The sequence below is a fragment of the Streptomyces cyslabdanicus genome (assembly GCF_052663305.1).
Genome location: NZ_JBQRUW010000002.1, coordinates 137,527 through 155,531, shown reverse-complemented (window position 1 = coordinate 155,531; position 18,005 = coordinate 137,527). Strand labels below are relative to the sequence as shown.

Here is an 18,005-nt window from a genome sequence, read left to right as displayed (position 1 = left end):
TGCCGCATCAGCCACTGGTGCGGCGTTCTGTATCAGCCACTGATACGGACGGACGGTGCCCGCGTGCGGTCTGAGAGAATTGGCACCGTGATCTCCCGAATCGATCTGCGCGGCGACGCCCTCCCCGAGGGCCCCGCCCTGCGCGACCTGCTGCCCCGAGCCGACTTCGACGTCTCGGCCGCCCTGGAGAAGGTGCGTCCGATCTGCGAGGCCGTGCATCATCGTGGCGACGCGGCGCTGATCGACTTCGCGGAGCGGTTCGACGGCGTACGGCTGGAGTCGGTGCGGGTCCCGGTCCAGGCGCTCAAGGACGCGCTGGAGCAGCTCGACCCCAAGGTGCGCGCGGCCCTGGAGGAGTCCGTCCGCCGCGCCCGGCTCGTCCACCGCGAGCAGCGCCGCGCCACGCACACCACCCAGGTGGTGCCCGGCGGCTCCGTGACCGAGAAGTGGGTGCCGGTCGAGCGTGTCGGGCTGTACGCGCCGGGCGGCCGGTCGGTCTACCCGTCCTCCGTGGTCATGAACGTCGTGCCCGCCCAGGAGGCCGGCGTCGGGTCGGTCGCGCTCGCCTCGCCCCCTCAGGCCGACTTCGGCGGGCTGCCGCACCCGACGATCCTCGCCGCCTGCGCCCTGCTCGGCGTCGACGAGGTGTACGCGGCGGGCGGCGCCCAGGCCGTCGCGATGTTCGCCCACGGCACCGAGTCCTGCCCGCCCGCCAACATGGTCACCGGCCCCGGCAACATCTGGGTCGCCGCCGCCAAGCGCTACTTCACCGGCAGGATCGGCATCGACACCGAGGCCGGCCCCACCGAGATCGCGATCCTCGCGGACGCCGGCGCCGACCCGGTGCACGTCGCCTCCGACCTGATCAGCCAGGCCGAGCACGACCCGCTGGCCGCCGCCGTCCTGGTCACCGACTCCGTGGAGCTCGCGGACGCGGTCGAGAAGGAGCTGGAGCCGCAGGTCGCGGCGACCAAGCACGTCGAGGACCGGATCCGTCCGGCGCTGTCCGGCAAGCAGTCCGCGATCGTCCTGGTCGACGGACTCGACGAGGGCCTGAAGGTGGTAGACGCCTACGGCGCCGAGCACCTGGAGATCCAGACGGCCGACGCGGCGGCGGTCGCCGACCGGGTGCGCAACGCCGGCGCGGTCTTCGTCGGCCCCTGGGCGCCGGTCTCCCTCGGCGACTACGCGGCCGGCTCCAACCACGTGCTCCCCACCGGCGGCTGCGCCTGTCACTCCTCGGGCCTGTCCGTCCAGTCCTTCCTGCGCGGCATCCACATCGTGGACTACACCCGGGACGCCCTCGCCGAGGTCGCCCACCACGTGGTGACGCTGGCGGAGGCGGAGGACCTGCCCGCGCACAGCGCGGCGGTCAAGGCGAGGTTCGGCTGGAAGGTACCGACGAGCAAGTGAGCTTCGGAATCGACGATCTTCCCGTACGGGACGAGCTGCGCGGCAAGTCCCCCTATGGCGCGCCGCAGTTGGACGTCCCCGTACGGTTGAACACGAACGAGAACCCCTACCCGCTGCCCGAGCCGCTGGTCGAGCGGATCGCCCAACGGGTCCGCGAGGCGGCCCGCCACCTCAACCGCTACCCCGACCGGGACGCGGTGGAACTGCGGACCGAACTCGCCAGGTACCTGACGAGGACGGGCGGCCACCGGGTCGGCGTCGAGAACGTCTGGGCGGCCAACGGCTCCAACGAGGTGATCCAGCAGCTGCTGCAGACCTTCGGCGGTCCCGGCCGCACCGCGATCGGCTTCGAGCCCTCGTACTCCATGCACGCGCTCATCGCACGCGGCACGGGCACCGGCTGGATCTCCGGGCCGCGGCGTGAGGACTTCACGGTCGACGTCGCCGCCGCCGAGCGGGCGATCGCGGAGCACCGCCCCGACGTCGTCTTCGTCACCACCCCCAACAACCCCACCGGCAACGCGGTGCCGCCCGAGGCGGTCCTCGCGCTGTACGAGGCGGCGCAGGCGGCCAAGCCGTCCATGGTGGTCGTGGACGAGGCGTACGTCGAGTTCAGCCACGGCGCCTCGCTGCTGCCGCTGCTGGACGGCCGGCCGAACCTGGTCGTCTCCCGCACCATGTCGAAGGCGTTCGGCGCCGCGGGCCTGCGCCTGGGCTACCTCGCGGCGCACCCGGCGGTCGTGGACGCCGTGCAGCTGGTCCGGCTGCCGTACCACCTCTCGGCGATCACGCAGGCGACGGCGCTGGCCGCCCTGGAGCACACCGACACGCTGCTGGCCTGTGTCGAGAAGCTGAAGTCCGAGCGGGACCGGCTCGTCGGCGAACTGCGCGCGATCGGCTACGACGTGGTCGAGTCGGACGCCAACTTCATCCAGTTCGGGCGGTTCGAGGACGCCCACACCGCCTGGCGGCGGATCCTGGACCGGGGCGTCCTGATCCGGGACAACGGCGTGCCGGGATGGCTGCGGGTCAGTGCCGGAACGCCCCAGGAGAACGACGCGTTCCTCGACGCGGCACGGGAACTGAAGAAGGAACAGGAGCAGAGCGGATGACTCGCGAGGGACGCGTCGGCAGGGTCGAGCGCACCACCAAGGAGACCTCGGTCCTGGTCGAGATCGACCTCGACGGCACCGGCAGGACCGACATCGCCACCGGCGTCGGCTTCTACGACCACATGCTCGACCAGCTCGGCCGGCACGGTCTGTTCGACCTGACCGTGAAGACCGACGGCGACCTGCACATCGACTCCCACCACACCATCGAGGACACCGCCCTCGCGCTGGGCGCCGCCTTCAAGCAGGCGCTCGGCGACAAGGTGGGCATCTACCGCTTCGGCAACTGCACGGTCCCGCTGGACGAGTCCCTCGCCCAGGTCACCGTCGACCTGTCCGGCCGTCCGTATCTCGTGCACACCGAGCCCGAGAAGATGGCGCCCATGATCGGCGAGTACGACACCACGATGACCCGCCACATCCTGGAGTCCTTCGTCGCCCAGGCGCAGATCGCCCTGCACGTGCACGTGCCCTACGGGCGCAACGCGCACCACATCGTGGAGTGCCAGTTCAAGGCGCTGGCCCGGGCCCTGAGGTACGCGTCCGAGCGTGACCCGCGCGCGGCCGGCATCATCCCCTCCACGAAGGGCGCGCTGTGACCGGTCTGTCGACCCTGCTGATCGTCGTCGGCCTGTTCCTGCTCGGCGGCATCGTCTCCTTCGTCAAGCAGCAGATGCCGAAGAGCCTCATCGTGCTGCTGTCCATCGGCGCGGCGATGTGCCTCGTCGCGGGCGTGATGCGGCTGGAGGCGTGGAATTGAGCACCGGTACGAAAAGAGTGGTGGTCCTCGACTACGGCTTCGGCAACGTCCGTTCCGCCGAGCGGGCCCTCGCCCGCGCGGGAGCCGACGTCGAGATCACCCGCGACTACGACGCGGCGATGAACGCCGACGGCCTCCTCGTGCCGGGCGTGGGCGCGTTCGCCGCCTGCATGCGCGGCCTGAAGGACGTGCGCGGCGACTGGATCATCGACCGCCGGCTGTCCGGCGGGCGCCCGGTCATGGGCATCTGCGTCGGCATGCAGGTCCTCTTCGCGCGCGGCATCGAGCACGGGGTGGAGGCGGAGGGCCTGGACGAGTGGCCGGGCACGGTCGAGCCGCTCCAGGCGGACGTCGTGCCCCACATGGGTTGGAACACCGTGCAGGCGCCGGACGGCTCGGAGCTGTTCGCCGGCCTGGACGAGGAAGCCCGCTTCTACTTCGTGCACTCCTACGCCGTCCACGACTGGCGGCTGGAGAGCCTCAACCCGGCGTTGCGCGCCCCCAGGGTGACCTGGGCGACGCACGGCAAGCCCTTCGTGGCGGCCGTGGAGAACGGCGCCCTGTGGGCCACCCAGTTCCACCCCGAGAAGTCCGGCGACGCCGGCGCGCAGCTGCTCACCAACTGGATCGGAACCCTGTAGAGACATGGCCAAGCTCGAACTCCTCCCCGCCGTCGACGTCCGCGACGGCCAGGCCGTGCGCCTCGTGCACGGCGAGTCCGGCACGGAGACCTCGTACGGCTCCCCGCTGGAGGCCGCCCTGGCCTGGCAGCGCGCGGGCGCCGAGTGGCTGCACCTGGTGGACCTGGACGCCGCGTTCGGCACCGGCGACAACCGCGCGCTGATCTCCGAGGTCGCCCACGCCATGGACATCAAGGTGGAGCTGTCCGGCGGCATCCGCGACGACGACACCCTCGCCGCCGCCCTGGCCACCGGCTGCACCCGCGTGAACCTCGGCACCGCCGCCCTGGAGTCCCCCGAGTGGGTCGCCGAGGTCATCGCCCGGCACGGTGACCGGATCGCGGTCGGCCTGGACGTACGGGGCACCACGCTGCGCGGCCGCGGCTGGACCCGCGACGGCGGCGACCTGTACGAGACGCTGGAGCGCCTCGACAAGGAGGGCTGCGCCCGCTACGTCGTCACCGACATCGCCAAGGACGGCACCCTTCAGGGCCCCAACCTGGAGTTGCTGAAGAACGTCTGCGCGGCCACCGACCGCCCGGTGGTCGCGTCGGGCGGCGTCTCCTCGCTGGACGACCTGCGGGCGCTCGCCGGCCTTGTGCCGCTCGGTGTCGAGGGCGCCATCGTCGGGAAGGCCTTGTATGCGAAGGCGTTCACCCTGGAAGAGGCCTTGGAGGCAGTGGCGTCATGACGTCAAAAGCCGTACGGCGCGTGCAGAGCGGAAGTCCTTGGGAAGAGACCTTCGGTTTCGCGCGCGCCGTCGCGGCGGGCGACCGGGTCCTGGTGGCCGGCACGACGGCCTTCAAGGGCCATGTGCTGTACGGGGAGGGCGATCCGTACGAGCAGGCGAAGACCGCGTTCGCCGACGCGCTGGAGGCGATCGCCGAGTTCGGTCTGGGCCCCGAGGCGGTGGTCCTGACCCGGATGTACCTGACCCATTCGCGGGACGTGGACGAGGTGGGCCGGGCCCACAAGGAACTCTTCGACTCGGTGCGTCCGGTCTCGACCCTGCTGGTGGTCGAGGGCTTCGTGGATCCGCGCATCCTGGTCGAGATCGAGCTAGAGGCATACAGAGGAGCCGTGGATTCATGACCCTGGCGGTCCGAGTCATCCCCTGCCTGGACGTGGACGGCGGCCGGGTGGTCAAGGGCGTCAACTTCCAGAACCTGCGTGACGCCGGCGACCCCGTCGAGATGGCCAAGGTGTACGACGCCGAGGGCGCCGACGAGTTGACGTTCCTGGACATCACCGCGTCCTCGGGCGACCGGGAGACGACGTACGACGTGGTGCGCCGCACCGCCGAGCAGGTGTTCATCCCGCTGACGGTGGGCGGCGGCGTCCGCACCGCCGAGGACGTGGACAGGCTGCTGCGGGCGGGCGCGGACAAGGTCGGCGTCAACACGGCCGCGATCGCCCGCCCGGACCTGGTCCGGGAGATCGCCGAGCGCTTCGGCCGCCAGGTGCTGGTCCTGTCCGTCGACGCCCGCCGCACCCCGTCCGGGAGCTTCGAGGTGACCACCCACGGCGGGCGCCGGGGCACCGGCATCGACGCGGTGGAGTGGGCGCACCGGGCGGCGGAGCTGGGCGCGGGCGAGATCCTGCTCAACTCGATGGACGCGGACGGCACGAAGGACGGCTACGACCTGGAGATGATCTCCGCCGTCCGCAAGCACGTGACGGTACCGGTGATCGCCTCGGGCGGCGCCGGCCGGCTCGCCGACTTCCCGCCGGCCGTCACGGCGGGCGCGGACGCGGTCCTGGCCGCCTCGGTCTTCCACTTCGGCGACCTGCGCATCGGCCAGGTCAAGGAGACCCTGCGCGAGGCGGGGCACCCCGTCAGGTAGCCCCAGGCAGCACACGGCCCCGGTCGCCCTGCGAGGTGGCCGGGGCCTTCTCATGGGGACACGCGAAAGGAAAGTTGCGCAATTCTTATTGTGCAACGTTTCTTTCGTATCTAGGGTGGGTGCATGCCAAGCGAGGAGAACCGGAAGATCACCGATCTGGGCACGCTCAAGGCGCTCGCCCATCCACTGCGCATGAAGCTCTACCGGCTGCTGTTCGTGGCCGAGACGGCGACCGCCTCACACCTGGCCGAACAGGTGGACGAAGCGGTGTCCCTGGTCAGCTACCACCTGCGCAAGCTCGCCGAGCACGGTCTGATCGAGCAGGCCGAGCCGCGCAGCGGGGACGCGCGGGAACGCTGGTGGCAGCCGGCCTCGGCCGGCGTCTCCATCCGCGACAAGGACTTCCAGGACGCGCCCGAGAAGGTGGCGGCGCACCTCGCGGCCTCCCGGCTCTTCCTGGCGCAGCGGGTCGAGATGTACCGCACGTACCTCGACGAGCGCTCCCACTGGGGACGGGAGTGGAACGAGGCCGCGTTCGACTCGGAGTCGCTGCTGCGGCTGACGGCCGCCGAACTGGCCGAGCTCAAAGAGGCCATGCACGACCTGGTGAGGAAGTACGACGAGCAGAGCCGGGCCCGCGAGGCGGCCGGCGACACCGAAGGGCGCGAACACATCGCGCTGCACACGTACGGGTTCCCGTTCCGTGTCTGAGAGTTCCGCGTCCGAGAGAGGTCCTGCCTTGACCACCGCCTCCGCGATATCCGACGGCGAACGCGCCGCCGAGCGCCCCGCCCACCGCGACGGCAACGTGCTGCGCTGGCTCGCCGCCTACACCGCCTCGATGATGGGCGACAACGTCTACTACATCGCCCTGTCCTGGGCGGCCGTCCGTGCCGGGTCGCCCGCGCAGGCCGGAGTGGTGATGGCGGTCAGCGCGCTGCCCAGGGCCCTGCTGATGCTGGGCGGGGGAGTGATCGCCGACCGGCTCGGGCCGCGCAGGGTCGTCATCGGCAGCGACGTCGTGCGGTGCGCCGCCGTGCTCGCCGTGGCGGCGCTGCTCTGGACGACCAGTCCCGGCCTGTGGCCGCTGGCCCTGCTCGCCCTGGTCTTCGGCGCCGTCGACGCCGTGTTCATGCCCGCCGTGGGCGCCCTGCCCGCGCGGGTGACGAGCCGGGGCCAACTCGCTCGCGTACAGGGCATGCGCGGGCTGGCGATCCGCTTCGCGAGCGTCGTCGGCGCTCCGCTCGGCGGCCTCGGTGTCGCCCTCGGGGGCGCCGCCACGGCGTTCGGGCTGGCCGGGCTGCTGATCGCCGTGTCGGTGCCGCTGCTGGTCTCCGTACGGATCGGGGACCTGCCGCCGGACGACGCCGCCGGCGCCGGTGACTCCACCGCCTGGCGGGACCTGGTGGGCGGCCTGCGGTACATCCGCCACCACCGCGTCCTCGCCCCGCTGATGCTGGCCATCGCCCTCGGCGACCTCGGTTTCGTCGGCCCGCTCAACGTGGGGCTGGCCCTGCTGGCCGACCAGCGCGGCTGGGGTGCCTCCGGCATGGGCTGGGTGGTGGCCGGGTTCAGCATCGGGGCCGGAGCCGCCTCCCTGCTGCTGACCGTCCGCGGGCGGATGCCCCGCGCGGGGAGCCTGGCCGGCTGCTCGATCTTCGTCGGCTCGGCGGCCATCGGCGCCCTTGCCTACGTGCCCAACGTGTTCGGCGCCGGCGCGGTGGCCGTGCTGGTCGGCCTTCTCACCGGCCTGAGCGGCGCCCTGTGCGGGGCGCTGCTCCAGACCCAGTCCGAACCCGCCTACCTCGGCCGGGTCACCGCCGTCGCCAGTCTGGCCAGCCTCGGCTTCGCCCCGCTCAGCATGCCGCTGTCCGCCGCCGCGATCGGGGCCTGGGGGACCGGCCCGGTGTTCGCCGGCAGCGCGGCGGTGTGCGCCCTGGGCGGGGTCGTCGCCCTGGCCACCCCCGCCCTGCGCCGCGCCGAACTGCCCACCTGACCGCGCACGGCGGCGCGGCGGGGTTCAGAGCCCCAGCTGCTTGGTCTCCGAAAGCTTCGTGACCGCGTCCTGGTCACCGACCGCCTCGACCCGGGCCGCGCTCTGCCGGCCGAACGCGAACAGCAGCAGCTCCGACGGCTCGCCGGTCACCGTCACCACCGGCGTGCCCCGGTGCGCGACGGCCGTCCGGCCGTCGGGCCGGCGCAGGACCAGGCCGGTGGGGATGCCCCGGCCCAGCAGCTTGGCGGTGCGCTCGAGCCGGGACCACAGGGTGTCCTGGAAGACCGGGTCGAGCTCGCGCGGCGCCCAGTCGGGCTGGGCGCGGCGCACGTCCTCGGTGTGGACGTAGAACTCGACGGTGTTGGCCACCTCGTCGATCTGCTTGAGCTGGAAGGGTGAGAAGCGCGGCGGGCCGGTACGGATCAGCTGGATCAGCTCCTCGTACGGCTTCGCCGCGTACTCCTCCATCACCTTCTGGAGGCGGGGAGCCAGCGGCTTGATCAGGACGCCCCCGACCGCGTCGGGACGCCGCTCACGCACCACCACGTGCGCCGCCAGGTCACGGGTGAGCCACCCCTCGCAGAGGGTGGGCGCCTCGGGACCGGCGGTCTCCAAGAGATCGGCGAGAAGGAGCCGTTCACGCTTGGCAAAGGTCGACATACAGCCAGCCTACGACCACGTAGCGCGCACGCCCACTCGTCGACCGGCCACCCCGCGGCGACGGGACCCCTCGGGGCCGGCGCCCGAAGGCCCCGTCGCGCCACGGCGCCCACCCAGTGGAACACCGGCCCCGGGCGGCGGTCCCGCGCGGCACAATGGCACCCATGACCAGCACGCCCGGCTCACCCACGCCCAGCAGCCTCGACCAGGAGATCGCCCGCCGCCTCAAGCGCAGCGCCGACGGCCTCCTGCCCGCCATCGCCCAGCAGTACGACACCGGTGAGGTACTGATGCTCGGCTGGATGGACGACGAGGCGCTGCACCGCACGCTGACCACCGGCCGCTGCACCTACTGGTCGCGCAGCCGCCGGGAGTACTGGGTCAAGGGCGACACCTCCGGGCACGTGCAGCACGTCAAGTCCGTCGCCCTGGACTGCGACGCCGACACCGTGCTGGTCAAGGTCGACCAGGTGGGCGCCGCCTGCCACACCGGCGACCGCACCTGCTTCGACGCCGACGTCCTGCTGAAGGACGCCGGTTCCGGCGCGGACACCGAAGGTCAGTAGGGTCAGCGGCCATGGACCTCGAGACGTTCCGCAAGCTCGCCACCGACCGCCGCGTCATCCCGGTCACGCGCAAGCTCCTCGCCGACGGCGACACCCCGGTCGGGCTCTACCGCAAGCTCGCCGCCGAACGCCCCGGCACCTTCCTGCTGGAGTCCGCGGAGAACGGCAGCAACGCGTTCACCTGGTCCCGGTACTCCTTCGTCGGCGTCCGCAGCGACGCCACCCTCACCGAGCGCGGCGGGCAGGCCCACTGGCTCGGCACCCCGCCCGTCGGCGTCCCCGCCGAGGGCGACCCGCTCGCCGCCCTGCGCACCACCGTCGAGACCCTGCACACCCCCCGCGACCTCGCCCACGACCTGGGCCTGCCGCCCTTCACCGGCGGCATGGTGGGCTACCTCGGCTACGACATCGTGCGCCGCCTGGAGAAGATCGGCCCCGGCGAGCGCGACGACCTGCGGCTGCCCGAGCTGACCATGCTCCTCACCTCCGACCTCGCGGTCCTCGACCACTGGGACGGCACGGTCCTGCTGATCGCCAACGCGATCAACCACAACGACCTGGACACCGGCGTCGACGAGGCGTACGCCGACGCGGTGGCCCGACTGGACGCCATGGAGGCGGACCTGTCCCGCCCGGTCGTCCAGCCACCCGCCGCGCTGCCGCCCTCCGAACTGCCCGAGTACACCGCGCTGTGGGGCGGCGCGGACTTCCAGGCGGCCGTGGAGGACGTCAAGGAGCGCATCCGCGCGGGCGAGGCCTTCCAGGTCGTCCCCTCGCAGCGCTTCGAGACGCCGTGCACGGCGAGCGCGCTGGACGTCTACCGGGTGCTCAGGGCCACCAACCCCTCGCCGTACATGTACCTGTTCCGCTTCCCCTGCGGGGACGGAGACGCCTTCGACGTCGTCGGCTCGTCCCCGGAGGCCCTGGTGAAGGTCGAGGACGGGCGGGCCATGGTCCACCCCATCGCCGGCACCCGGCCGCGCGGCGCCACCCCGCAGCAGGACCAGGCCCTCGCCGAAGAGCTGCTCGCCGACCCCAAGGAGCGCGCCGAGCACCTGATGCTCGTCGACCTCGGGCGCAACGACCTGGGCCGGGTCTGCGAGCCGGGCTCCGTCGAGGTCGTCGACTTCATGTCCGTCGAGCGGTACTCGCACGTCATGCACATCGTCTCCACCGTGACCGGACGGGTCGCGGCGGGCCGCACCTCCTTCGACGTGCTCACCGCCTGCTTCCCGGCCGGCACCCTGTCGGGCGCGCCGAAGCCCCGGGCCATGCAGATCATCGACGAACTCGAGCCGTCCCGGCGGGGGTTGTACGGCGGCTGCGTGGGCTACCTGGACTTCGCCGGCGACTCCGACACCGCCATCGCCATCCGCACCGCCCTGCTGCGCGACGGCACCGCCTACGTCCAGGCGGGCGCCGGCGTCGTCGCCGACTCCGACCCGGTGGCCGAGGACACCGAGTGCCGCAACAAGGCCGCGGCCGTGCTGCGGGCGGTGCACACCGCGAACCGGCTGGGACAGTAGGGCGTTTCTCACGTCCGGCACATGAACCCCGGATGACGCCGCGCCCGCGGTCCGAGCGATAGTGGAGTACGTGACTGCCCTACCTCACCCCCGTTCCGAAGCCGCCGACCCCGTCCGGTCCGGCCGCCGCAGCCTCGCCGTCGCCCTGCTCTGCGGCGCGCTCGGCGCGGCCGTGGCGCTGCTCGCCTCCCGGCAGCGCTGGGCGGAGGGCACCGCGACGGTGGCCGGCGGCGCCTTCCCGCTGACCGCCAAGGGCAGCGAGGTCACGGGCGTGCCCGCGGCGCTCGCCATAGTGGGCCTGGCCGCGCTCGTCGCCGTCTTCGCCGTCCGCCGCTCCGGCCGCGTCCTGGTCGCCCTGCTGCTCGCGCTCTCCGGCGCGGGCACGGTCGCCGCCGCCCTGCTCGGCGCCGCCGACGGCGCCGCCCTCGACGAGAAGGCCGCCCAGGTCTCCGGCGACACCGCCGCGACCGCCGCCGCGCTCGGCCACACCGGCTGGCCCTACGTCGCGGCCGTCGGCGGGGTGCTGCTGCTCCTGTCCGGCCTGCTCGCCCTGCGCTACGGGCGCCTGTGGCCGGGCATGTCCGGCCGCTACGAGCGCTCCGGCGCCCCCCGCTCCCGCGCGCCCCGCCCGGCCGACCCCGACCGCCCCGAGGACCTGTGGAAGGCCCTCGACCGCGGCGAGGACCCGACCGGCACCGGACCCGCCTGACCGCGGCCCGGCCGGGACGCGATTCCCGCCGGGCCCGAACGGCGGTCGCGAGGAGCCACCCCCGCTCACGTCGTGTGCACGCGTGCGGGACAATGGAGCCGAGCGTCCGGCTCAGACAAGAACACAGCAACGAGGAGCAAGTCATGGCGGGCAGCAGCCACGGTCACACCCCGGCCGCCTGGACCGGTGTCATCATCGCCTTCATCGGTTTCTGCGTCGCGGGCGCCTTCATGGTGATGGCCCAGCCGGTCGGCTTCTGGGTCGGCATCGGGATCGTGCTGGCCGGCGGCGTCGTCGGCGGCATCATGCGCATGATGGGCCTCGGTCAGAAGAACGAGCACCCGGTGCACCAGGTCGGCCCGCGCGAGGCGGCCCGCGTCGAGAGCTGAGGTCCGCGCGGGGCGGGACCCGTACGACTCGACCGTGGAAGGGGCGGCCCGGTGCCGCCCCTCGCGCGCGTGTGTGCCCGGTCGGAGGCAGAATGCGAGGCGTGAACCCCGACAGCCACCAGAAGGTGACGCACGGCCGGACGCCCCTGCCCCGCCCACGCCGCGTCCAGGACGCCACCGCCGTCCCCGGCCGCGCCACCTCCGTGCTCGGGCGGCTCGCGGTACCCGCCGGGGTCCTGGCCGCCGTCGCCGGGGCCTTCGCCTACGTCGGGGCCGTGGACCCCAACGAGCCCGGCCACTATCCGGTCTGCCCCCTGCTGCGCTACACCGGTGTCTACTGTCCCGGCTGCGGCGGGCTGCGCAGCGCCCACGCCTTCGTCCACGGGGACCTCGCGACCGCCCTGCACGACAACGCCCTCGCCGTCGTGGGCTACCTGGTCTTCGCCGTGGGGTGGACGCTGTGGGCCGTGCGCGCCGCACGCGGGCGGCCCACGCGCCTCGTGCTCGGGCCGGCGCACCTGTGGAGCCTCGGTGCCCTGCTGCTGCTATTCACCGTTGTCCGGAACCTGCCGTTCGGTGGCCTGCTCCATCCTTGATCGGGCACGGTATGTCCAGGTAGTGGGACCGCCGTCCACCGGATGCGAGGTCGGCGCCCAGCTCCGGATACCATCGCAGTGACCACCGGTTCCGCCCGCCTCGTCGGCTCGCGGCGGACCGCCGGGGGCCGATCGACCCGCTGGAACAGTCCACCGCCCGGAAGGGGGCCGCTCGCGTGAGTGTGCTCGACGAGATCATCGACGGAGTCCGTGCCGACCTTTCGGAGCGGCAGGCGCGCGTCAGCCTCGACGAGCTCAAGGAGCGCGCGGCGAAGGCGCCCGCGGCCAAGGACGGAGCCGCCGCGCTGCGTGGCGACGGCGTCAAGGTCATCTGCGAGGTCAAGCGCTCCAGCCCGTCCAAGGGCGCGCTGGCCGCGATCGCCGACCCGGCCGGGCTCGCCGCGGACTACGAGGCCGGCGGCGCCTCCGTCATCTCGGTGCTGACCGAGCAGCGCCGCTTCGGCGGCTCGCTGGCCGATCTGGAGGCGGTCCGCGCACGCGTGGACATCCCGGTCCTGCGCAAGGACTTCATCGTCACCTCGTACCAGCTGTGGGAGGCCCGGGCCTACGGCGCCGACCTCGCCCTGCTCATCGTCGCCGCCCTGGACCAGCCGGCCCTGGAGTCGCTGATCGAGCGCGCGGTGTCCATCGGGCTCACCCCGCTCGTCGAGGTCCACGACGAGGAGGAGGCCGAGCGCGCGGTGGACGCGGGCGCCAAGGTGATCGGTGTCAACGCGCGCAACCTGAAGACGCTCGAGGTCGACCGTGACACCTTCGAGCGGGTGGCCCCGGAGATCCCCGACGGTCTCGTCAAGGTCGCCGAGTCCGGGGTGCGCGGCCCGCACGACCTCATCGCCTACGCCAACGCCGGCGCCGACGCGGTCCTGGTCGGCGAGTCCCTCGTCACCGGCCGCGACCCGAAGACGGCGGTCGCCGACATGGTGGCGGCCGGGGCGCACCCGGCGCTGAGGCACGGGCGCGGCTGACGCGAGCCGCTCACCCGAGTGGCCGCACGCCGGTAGAGTGTGCCGCGATGACCCTCCCGATCGCCGAACCCTCCCGGGACCCGTACGCCCGCCTCGCGCGCGGCTGCCGGCCCCGTGGTTGCCGCGCGCCCGCACGCCGCGTGCACGGCCGCAGGGTGCGGTACGTCATCGGTGACGAACCGGGCCAGGTCAACGGCATGCGATGGCGTCGCCCGCGTGCGCGCCACCAGCGGTGAGCCGAGCCGCGTCGTCCGGTTTCCAGTCGGTCGCCCCGGTCCCCGCCGCTCCCGGCCCCCGTCGTCGTACCCCGACCGCGGTTCGGCCGCCGGCCCGGTGGCCCGCCCGCTGACGCCCGTGCGGGTACGCACGGAGCACGGCACGGCACGCGCACGCGACCACCGTGACCCTCAGACCGACCGATCCCGGGGCAGACGCCCCTGTGAGGTATCCGCATGCCCAGCGAGTTCTTCATTCCCGACCCGGAGGGCCAGGTGCCGAGCGCCGAGGGCTACTTCGGCGCGTTCGGCGGCAAGTTCATCCCGGAGGCGCTGGTCGCCGCCGTGGACGAGGTCGCCGTCGAGTACGACAAGGCCAAGGCCGACCCCGAGTTCGCCCGCGAACTCGACGACCTGCTCGCCCACTACACCGGCCGCCCCAGCGCCCTGACCGAGGTGCCCCGCTTCGCCGAGCACGCCGGCGGCGCCCGGGTGTTCCTCAAGCGCGAGGACCTCAACCACACCGGCTCCCACAAGATCAACAACGTGCTCGGCCAGGCCCTGCTCACCAAGCGGATGGGCAAGACCCGGGTGATCGCCGAGACCGGCGCCGGGCAGCACGGCGTCGCGACCGCCACCGCCTGCGCGCTCTTCGGCCTCCAGTGCACGATCTACATGGGTGAGATCGACACGAAGCGGCAGGCCCTGAACGTGGCCCGGATGCGCATGCTCGGCGCCGAGGTCGTCGCCGTGCAGTCCGGCAGCCGCACCCTGAAGGACGCCATCAACGAGGCATTCCGCGACTGGGTGGCCAACGTCGACCGCACCCACTACCTGTTCGGGACCGTCGCCGGACCGCACCCCTTCCCGGCCATGGTCCGCGACTTCCACCGGGTCATCGGCGTCGAGGCACGGCGTCAGATCCTGGAGCACGCCGGGCGGCTGCCCGACGCGGCCGTCGCCTGCGTCGGCGGGGGCTCCAACGCCATCGGCCTCTTCCACGCCTTCATCCCGGACGCCGACGTCCGCCTCGTCGGGTGCGAGCCCGCCGGGCACGGCATCGAGACCGGCGAGCACGCGGCCACCCTGACCGCGGGCGAGCCCGGCATCCTGCACGGCTCCCGCTCCTACGTCCTCCAGGACGACGAGGGCCAGATCACCGAGCCGTACTCCATCTCCGCCGGCCTGGACTACCCGGGCATCGGCCCCGAGCACTCCTACCTCAAGGACTCCGGCCGCGGGGAGTACCGCGCGGTCACCGACGACGCCGCCATGCAGGCCCTGCGGCTGCTGTCGCGCACCGAGGGCATCATCCCGGCGATCGAGAGCGCGCACGCGCTGGCCGGCGCCCTCGAGGTGGGCCGGGAACTGGGCGAGGACGGGCTGATCGTGGTCAACCTCTCCGGCCGCGGCGACAAGGACATGGACACCGCCGCCCGCTACTTCGGCCTGTACGACGCCGACGCCGCGGTGGCCGCCGACGCGGCCGACACCGCCGAGATCGAGGGGGACGCCAAGTGAGCGCGACCACGACGACCGGTGGGCAGGGCCGGCTGCTGGCCGACACCCTGGCCGCCGCCAAGGCCGAGGGCCGGTCCGCCCTCATCGCCTACCTGCCGGCCGGGTTCCCGACCGTGGACGGCGGCATCGAGGCCATCAAGGCGGTCTTCGACGGGGGCGCCGACGTCGTCGAGGTCGGGCTGCCGCACAGCGACCCGGTCCTGGACGGCCCCGTCATCCAGACGGCCGACGACATCGCCCTGCGCGGCGGTGTCAGGATCGCGGACGTCATGCGCACGGTGAAGGAGGCCCACGCGGCCACCGGCAAGCCGGTGCTCGTCATGACGTACTGGAACCCGGTCGACCGCTACGGCGTGGAGCGGTTCACCGCCGAACTCGCCGAGGCGGGCGGCGCCGGCTGCATCCTGCCGGACCTGCCGGTCCAGGAGTCGGCCCTGTGGCGGGAGCACGCCGAGAAGCACGGCCTGGCGACGGTGTTCGTCGTCGCGCCCAGCAGCAAGGACGAGCGGCTCGCCGAGATCACCGCGGCCGGCTCCGGATTCGTCTACGCCGCCTCCCTGATGGGCGTCACCGGCACTCGTGAGTCGGTGGGCTCACAGGCCCAGGACCTGGTGGAACGCACCCGGGCCACCGGCACGGGCCTGCCCGTCTGCGTCGGCCTCGGCGTCTCCGACCGCGCCCAGGCCGCGGAGGTCGCCGGCTTCGCCGACGGTGTGATCGTCGGTTCGGCCTTCGTCAAGCGGATGCTGGAGGCCCCGGACCCGGCGGCCGGCGTCGAGGCCGTCCGCGCCCTCGCGGGCGAGCTGGCGAGCGGGGTGCGCCGGCAGGCGTGACGACGGCCGCGGCACCGCCCTCGATCGCCCGAACGAGTGGTCCGCGCACCGGGGAGGCACATTGGGCCTCCCCGGTTCGTTCAGGGGGTGTGAGCGAGAAGAACCATCAGGGAAAGCGCAGCGCCAGACAGCGTCTGGCGGCCGAGCGCGAGAAGCAGAAGTCCGCGGAGAGGCGGCGGCGCACGCTGATCGTGGCCGCGACCGTGGTCTGCGTCCTGGGCCTGGCGGCGGTGATCGGCGTGGTGGCCGCCAACTCCGGCAAGCACAAGAGCAGCAGCGCGGGCCCGGTCGTGGCGCCCTCCGGCGCGCAGGGCAAGGACAGCCTGGCGATCCCGGTCGGCCGGGACGGAGCCAAGTCGACGCTCACCGTGTGGGAGGACTTCCGCTGCCCGGCCTGCCAGGCCTTCGAGACGGCGTACCGGCCGACGATCCGCGAGCTGACCGACTCCGGCAAGCTCAGAATCGAGTACCACCTGGTCAGGCTGATCGACGGCAACCTCGGGGGCACCGGCTCCCTGCGCGCGGCCAACGCGGCGGCCTGCGCCCAGGACGCCGGCAAGTTCCCCGCCTACCACAACGTGCTCTATGACAACCAGCCCAAGGAGACCGACGACGCCTTCGCCGACAACACCAAGCTCATCCAGCTCGCGGGCAAGGTGAGCGGCCTGAGCACCCCGGCCTTCGACAAGTGCGTCAAGGACGGCACGCACGACGGCTGGGTCGACAAGTCCCACCAGGCCTTCCAGGCCGGCAGCTTCTCGGGCACCCCGACCGTCCTGCTGAACGGGAAGAACATCCTCCAGGACCAGACGATGACGCCGGCGAAGCTGAAGCAGATGGTGGAGGCGGCCGACACCAAATGAGTGAGGCACGAACCGCCCGTTATGGACCCGTAGCCGGGCTGCTTGCGGCCGTCCCGCTCCGGCTGCGGTAGCGTCGACCCTGCCATGGAACTTGCCTACATTCCCAGCCCGTCGCGCGGTGTGCTGTACCTCGGCCCGATTCCGTTGCGCGGCTACGCGTTCTGCATCATCATCGGCGTCTTCGTTGCCGTCTGGCTCGGCAACAAGCGCTGGATCGCCCGGGGCGGGCGGACCGGCACGGTGGCCGACATCGCGGTCTGGGCCGTGCCCTTCGGCCTGGTCGGCGGACGCCTCTACCACGTGATCACGGACTACGAGCTGTACTTCAGCGAGGGCCGTGACTGGGTGGACGCCTTCAAGGTGTGGGAGGGCGGCCTCGGTATCTGGGGCGCGATCGCGCTCGGCGGGCTCGGCGCCTGGATCGGCGCCCGGCGCCGGGGCATCCCGATGCCCGCGTACGCCGACGCCGTGGCACCGGGCATCGCCTTCGCCCAGGCGATCGGCCGCTGGGGCAACTGGTTCAACCAGGAGCTGTACGGCAGCGAGACGCACGTTCCGTGGGCGCTGCACATCACCTCCGCGACGGACGGCCGGATGCCGGGGTACTACCACCCGACGTTCCTGTACGAGTCCCTGTGGTGCGTCGGTGTCGGCTTCCTGGTCATCTGGGCCGACCGCCGCTTCAAGCTGGGCCACGGACGGGCGTTCGCGCTGTACGTCGCCGCGTACTGCGTGGGCCGCGCCTGGATCGAGTACATGCGCGTCGACGACGCCCACCACTTCCTGGGCGTGCGCCTGAACGACTGGACGGCGCTGCTCGTCTTCCTGCTCGCGGTGGCCTACATCTGGGTGTCCGCCAAGAAGCGGCCGGGCCGCGAACCGCAGGTCGAGCCGGACCTGGCACCCGCCGAGGAGGCGACCGCGGCCGGGACCGGCGCGGGCACCGAGGACGAGAAGCCGGCCGGAGAGCGGGACGCGCGGGGCACGGAGGACGCGCGAGCGACCGCCGACGTGTCCCCCGGAGCGAAGGACGGCGCGGACGACGATGCGAAGGACGACCTGAAGGACGGAGCCGAGTCGGCGCGGAAGAGCTGACGGCCGGCCGGTCGTACGCAGGCGAGGGCGCCCCGGACCACCGGGGCGCCCTCGTCGTTCGGCGCCCCGTCCTCGGCGCCCCCGGGGCGGTGGTCGTGCGGGCGTACTCCTTGCGGTCCGGGGCTGCCGCCTCCTCCCGGTCGACGCCCGCCACGTCGGTGCCGTAGGTCAGGTCGCGAACGAGCGCGACAACGCAAAACCGCAGGTTAGCCCAGCCTTCCCTTGCTGGCGGCGGTGAAAT

22 protein-coding genes are annotated in these 18,005 nt (G+C 72.7%); 21 read left to right on the top strand and 1 reads right to left on the bottom strand.

Features of this window, described 5'->3' with window-relative positions; genetic code table 11:
- Window positions 1–87 precede the first annotated feature (87 nt).
- The 10 genes from hisD to ACTYVM_RS01255 all read left to right on the top strand — a co-directional run bounded on the left by hisD (window position 88) and on the right by ACTYVM_RS01255 (window position 7,805).
- A complete protein-coding gene (gene hisD / locus ACTYVM_RS01300; RefSeq protein WP_445524102.1) occupies window positions 88–1,413 on the top strand; it encodes a histidinol dehydrogenase in 1,326 nt (441 codons plus the stop codon).
- A complete protein-coding gene (locus tag ACTYVM_RS01295; protein WP_445524101.1) occupies window positions 1,410–2,525 on the top strand; it encodes a histidinol-phosphate transaminase in 1,116 nt (371 codons plus the stop codon). Before hisD ends, ACTYVM_RS01295 begins: the two co-directional genes overlap by 4 nt.
- A complete protein-coding gene (hisB, locus tag ACTYVM_RS01290) occupies window positions 2,522–3,124 on the top strand; it encodes an imidazoleglycerol-phosphate dehydratase HisB (RefSeq protein ID WP_400025950.1) in 603 nt (200 codons plus the stop codon). Before ACTYVM_RS01295 ends, hisB begins: the two co-directional genes overlap by 4 nt.
- Window positions 3,121–3,285, top strand: a complete 165-nt coding sequence (locus tag ACTYVM_RS01285; RefSeq protein ID WP_445524100.1) for a CG2302 family histidine operon protein — start codon at window positions 3,121–3,123, stop codon at window positions 3,283–3,285. Before hisB ends, ACTYVM_RS01285 begins: the two co-directional genes overlap by 4 nt.
- Window positions 3,282–3,926 carry an imidazole glycerol phosphate synthase subunit HisH gene (gene hisH / locus ACTYVM_RS01280; protein WP_445524099.1) on the top strand — a complete coding sequence of 215 codons (645 nt, stop codon included), beginning with the start codon at window positions 3,282–3,284 and terminating at the stop codon, window positions 3,924–3,926. The genes ACTYVM_RS01285 and hisH overlap by 4 nt, the downstream gene beginning before the upstream one ends.
- 4 nt (window positions 3,927–3,930) lie before the next feature.
- A complete protein-coding gene (gene priA, locus ACTYVM_RS01275) occupies window positions 3,931–4,656 on the top strand; it encodes a bifunctional 1-(5-phosphoribosyl)-5-((5-phosphoribosylamino)methylideneamino)imidazole-4-carboxamide isomerase/phosphoribosylanthranilate isomerase PriA (protein ID WP_445524098.1) in 726 nt (241 codons plus the stop codon).
- The gene (locus tag ACTYVM_RS01270) at window positions 4,653–5,057 is read left to right on the top strand and encodes a RidA family protein (protein ID WP_445524097.1); all 405 of its coding nucleotides are present in this window, start codon (window positions 4,653–4,655) and stop codon (window positions 5,055–5,057) included. The genes priA and ACTYVM_RS01270 overlap by 4 nt, the downstream gene beginning before the upstream one ends.
- Window positions 5,054–5,809: an imidazole glycerol phosphate synthase subunit HisF gene (gene hisF / locus ACTYVM_RS01265; protein ID WP_445524096.1), complete on the top strand. Its 756-nt coding sequence runs from the start codon at window positions 5,054–5,056 to the stop codon at window positions 5,807–5,809. The genes ACTYVM_RS01270 and hisF overlap by 4 nt, the downstream gene beginning before the upstream one ends.
- 123 nt (window positions 5,810–5,932) lie before the next feature.
- The gene (locus ACTYVM_RS01260) at window positions 5,933–6,520 is read left to right on the top strand and encodes an ArsR/SmtB family transcription factor (RefSeq protein ID WP_445524095.1); all 588 of its coding nucleotides are present in this window, start codon (window positions 5,933–5,935) and stop codon (window positions 6,518–6,520) included.
- 28 nt (window positions 6,521–6,548) lie between these two features.
- The gene (locus ACTYVM_RS01255; protein ID WP_445524094.1) at window positions 6,549–7,805 is read left to right on the top strand and encodes an MFS transporter; all 1,257 of its coding nucleotides are present in this window, start codon (window positions 6,549–6,551) and stop codon (window positions 7,803–7,805) included.
- A gap of 24 nt (window positions 7,806–7,829) precedes the next feature.
- On the opposite strand, the gene ACTYVM_RS01250 is transcribed toward ACTYVM_RS01255, so the two are convergent.
- Complete coding sequence (locus ACTYVM_RS01250; protein WP_445524093.1) at window positions 7,830–8,465, bottom strand: TIGR03085 family metal-binding protein; 636 nt, start codon at window positions 8,463–8,465, stop codon at window positions 7,830–7,832.
- Window positions 8,466–8,629: 164 nt separating this feature from the next.
- On the opposite strand from ACTYVM_RS01250, the gene hisI reads away from it, so the two are divergent.
- From hisI to lgt, 11 genes are all read left to right on the top strand, one after another.
- Window positions 8,630–9,031: a phosphoribosyl-AMP cyclohydrolase gene (gene hisI, locus ACTYVM_RS01245; protein WP_445524092.1), complete on the top strand. Its 402-nt coding sequence runs from the start codon at window positions 8,630–8,632 to the stop codon at window positions 9,029–9,031.
- A gap of 11 nt (window positions 9,032–9,042) precedes the next feature.
- A complete protein-coding gene (locus tag ACTYVM_RS01240; protein ID WP_400025968.1) occupies window positions 9,043–10,557 on the top strand; it encodes an anthranilate synthase component I in 1,515 nt (504 codons plus the stop codon).
- 61 nt (window positions 10,558–10,618) lie between these two features.
- Window positions 10,619–11,266 carry a TIGR02234 family membrane protein gene (locus ACTYVM_RS01235; protein ID WP_445524091.1) on the top strand — a complete coding sequence of 216 codons (648 nt, stop codon included), beginning with the start codon at window positions 10,619–10,621 and terminating at the stop codon, window positions 11,264–11,266.
- Window positions 11,267–11,409: 143 nt separating this feature from the next.
- Window positions 11,410–11,655: an HGxxPAAW family protein gene (locus tag ACTYVM_RS01230; RefSeq protein ID WP_400025970.1), complete on the top strand. Its 246-nt coding sequence runs from the start codon at window positions 11,410–11,412 to the stop codon at window positions 11,653–11,655.
- Between the two features lie 92 nt (window positions 11,656–11,747).
- A complete protein-coding gene (locus ACTYVM_RS01225; RefSeq protein WP_445524090.1) occupies window positions 11,748–12,251 on the top strand; it encodes a DUF2752 domain-containing protein in 504 nt (167 codons plus the stop codon).
- A gap of 176 nt (window positions 12,252–12,427) precedes the next feature.
- Window positions 12,428–13,237: an indole-3-glycerol phosphate synthase TrpC gene (gene trpC / locus ACTYVM_RS01220; protein ID WP_400025974.1), complete on the top strand. Its 810-nt coding sequence runs from the start codon at window positions 12,428–12,430 to the stop codon at window positions 13,235–13,237.
- 47 nt (window positions 13,238–13,284) lie between these two features.
- Window positions 13,285–13,473, top strand: coding sequence for a tryptophan biosynthesis modulator TrpM (gene trpM, locus ACTYVM_RS01215; RefSeq protein ID WP_361411586.1), 189 nt, complete (start codon window positions 13,285–13,287; stop codon window positions 13,471–13,473).
- Window positions 13,474–13,689: 216 nt separating this feature from the next.
- On the top strand, window positions 13,690–14,973 hold the full coding sequence (gene trpB / locus ACTYVM_RS01210) for a tryptophan synthase subunit beta (protein WP_445524089.1): 1,284 nt from the start codon (window positions 13,690–13,692) through the stop codon (window positions 14,971–14,973).
- The gene (gene trpA / locus ACTYVM_RS01205) at window positions 14,970–15,806 is read left to right on the top strand and encodes a tryptophan synthase subunit alpha (protein ID WP_445524088.1); all 837 of its coding nucleotides are present in this window, start codon (window positions 14,970–14,972) and stop codon (window positions 15,804–15,806) included. The genes trpB and trpA overlap by 4 nt, the downstream gene beginning before the upstream one ends.
- 89 nt (window positions 15,807–15,895) lie before the next feature.
- On the top strand, window positions 15,896–16,669 hold the full coding sequence (locus ACTYVM_RS01200) for a DsbA family protein (RefSeq protein ID WP_445524087.1): 774 nt from the start codon (window positions 15,896–15,898) through the stop codon (window positions 16,667–16,669).
- Window positions 16,670–16,753: 84 nt separating this feature from the next.
- Complete coding sequence (gene lgt / locus ACTYVM_RS01195; protein WP_445524086.1) at window positions 16,754–17,764, top strand: prolipoprotein diacylglyceryl transferase; 1,011 nt, start codon at window positions 16,754–16,756, stop codon at window positions 17,762–17,764.
- Window positions 17,765–18,005: the final 241 nt, after the last annotated feature.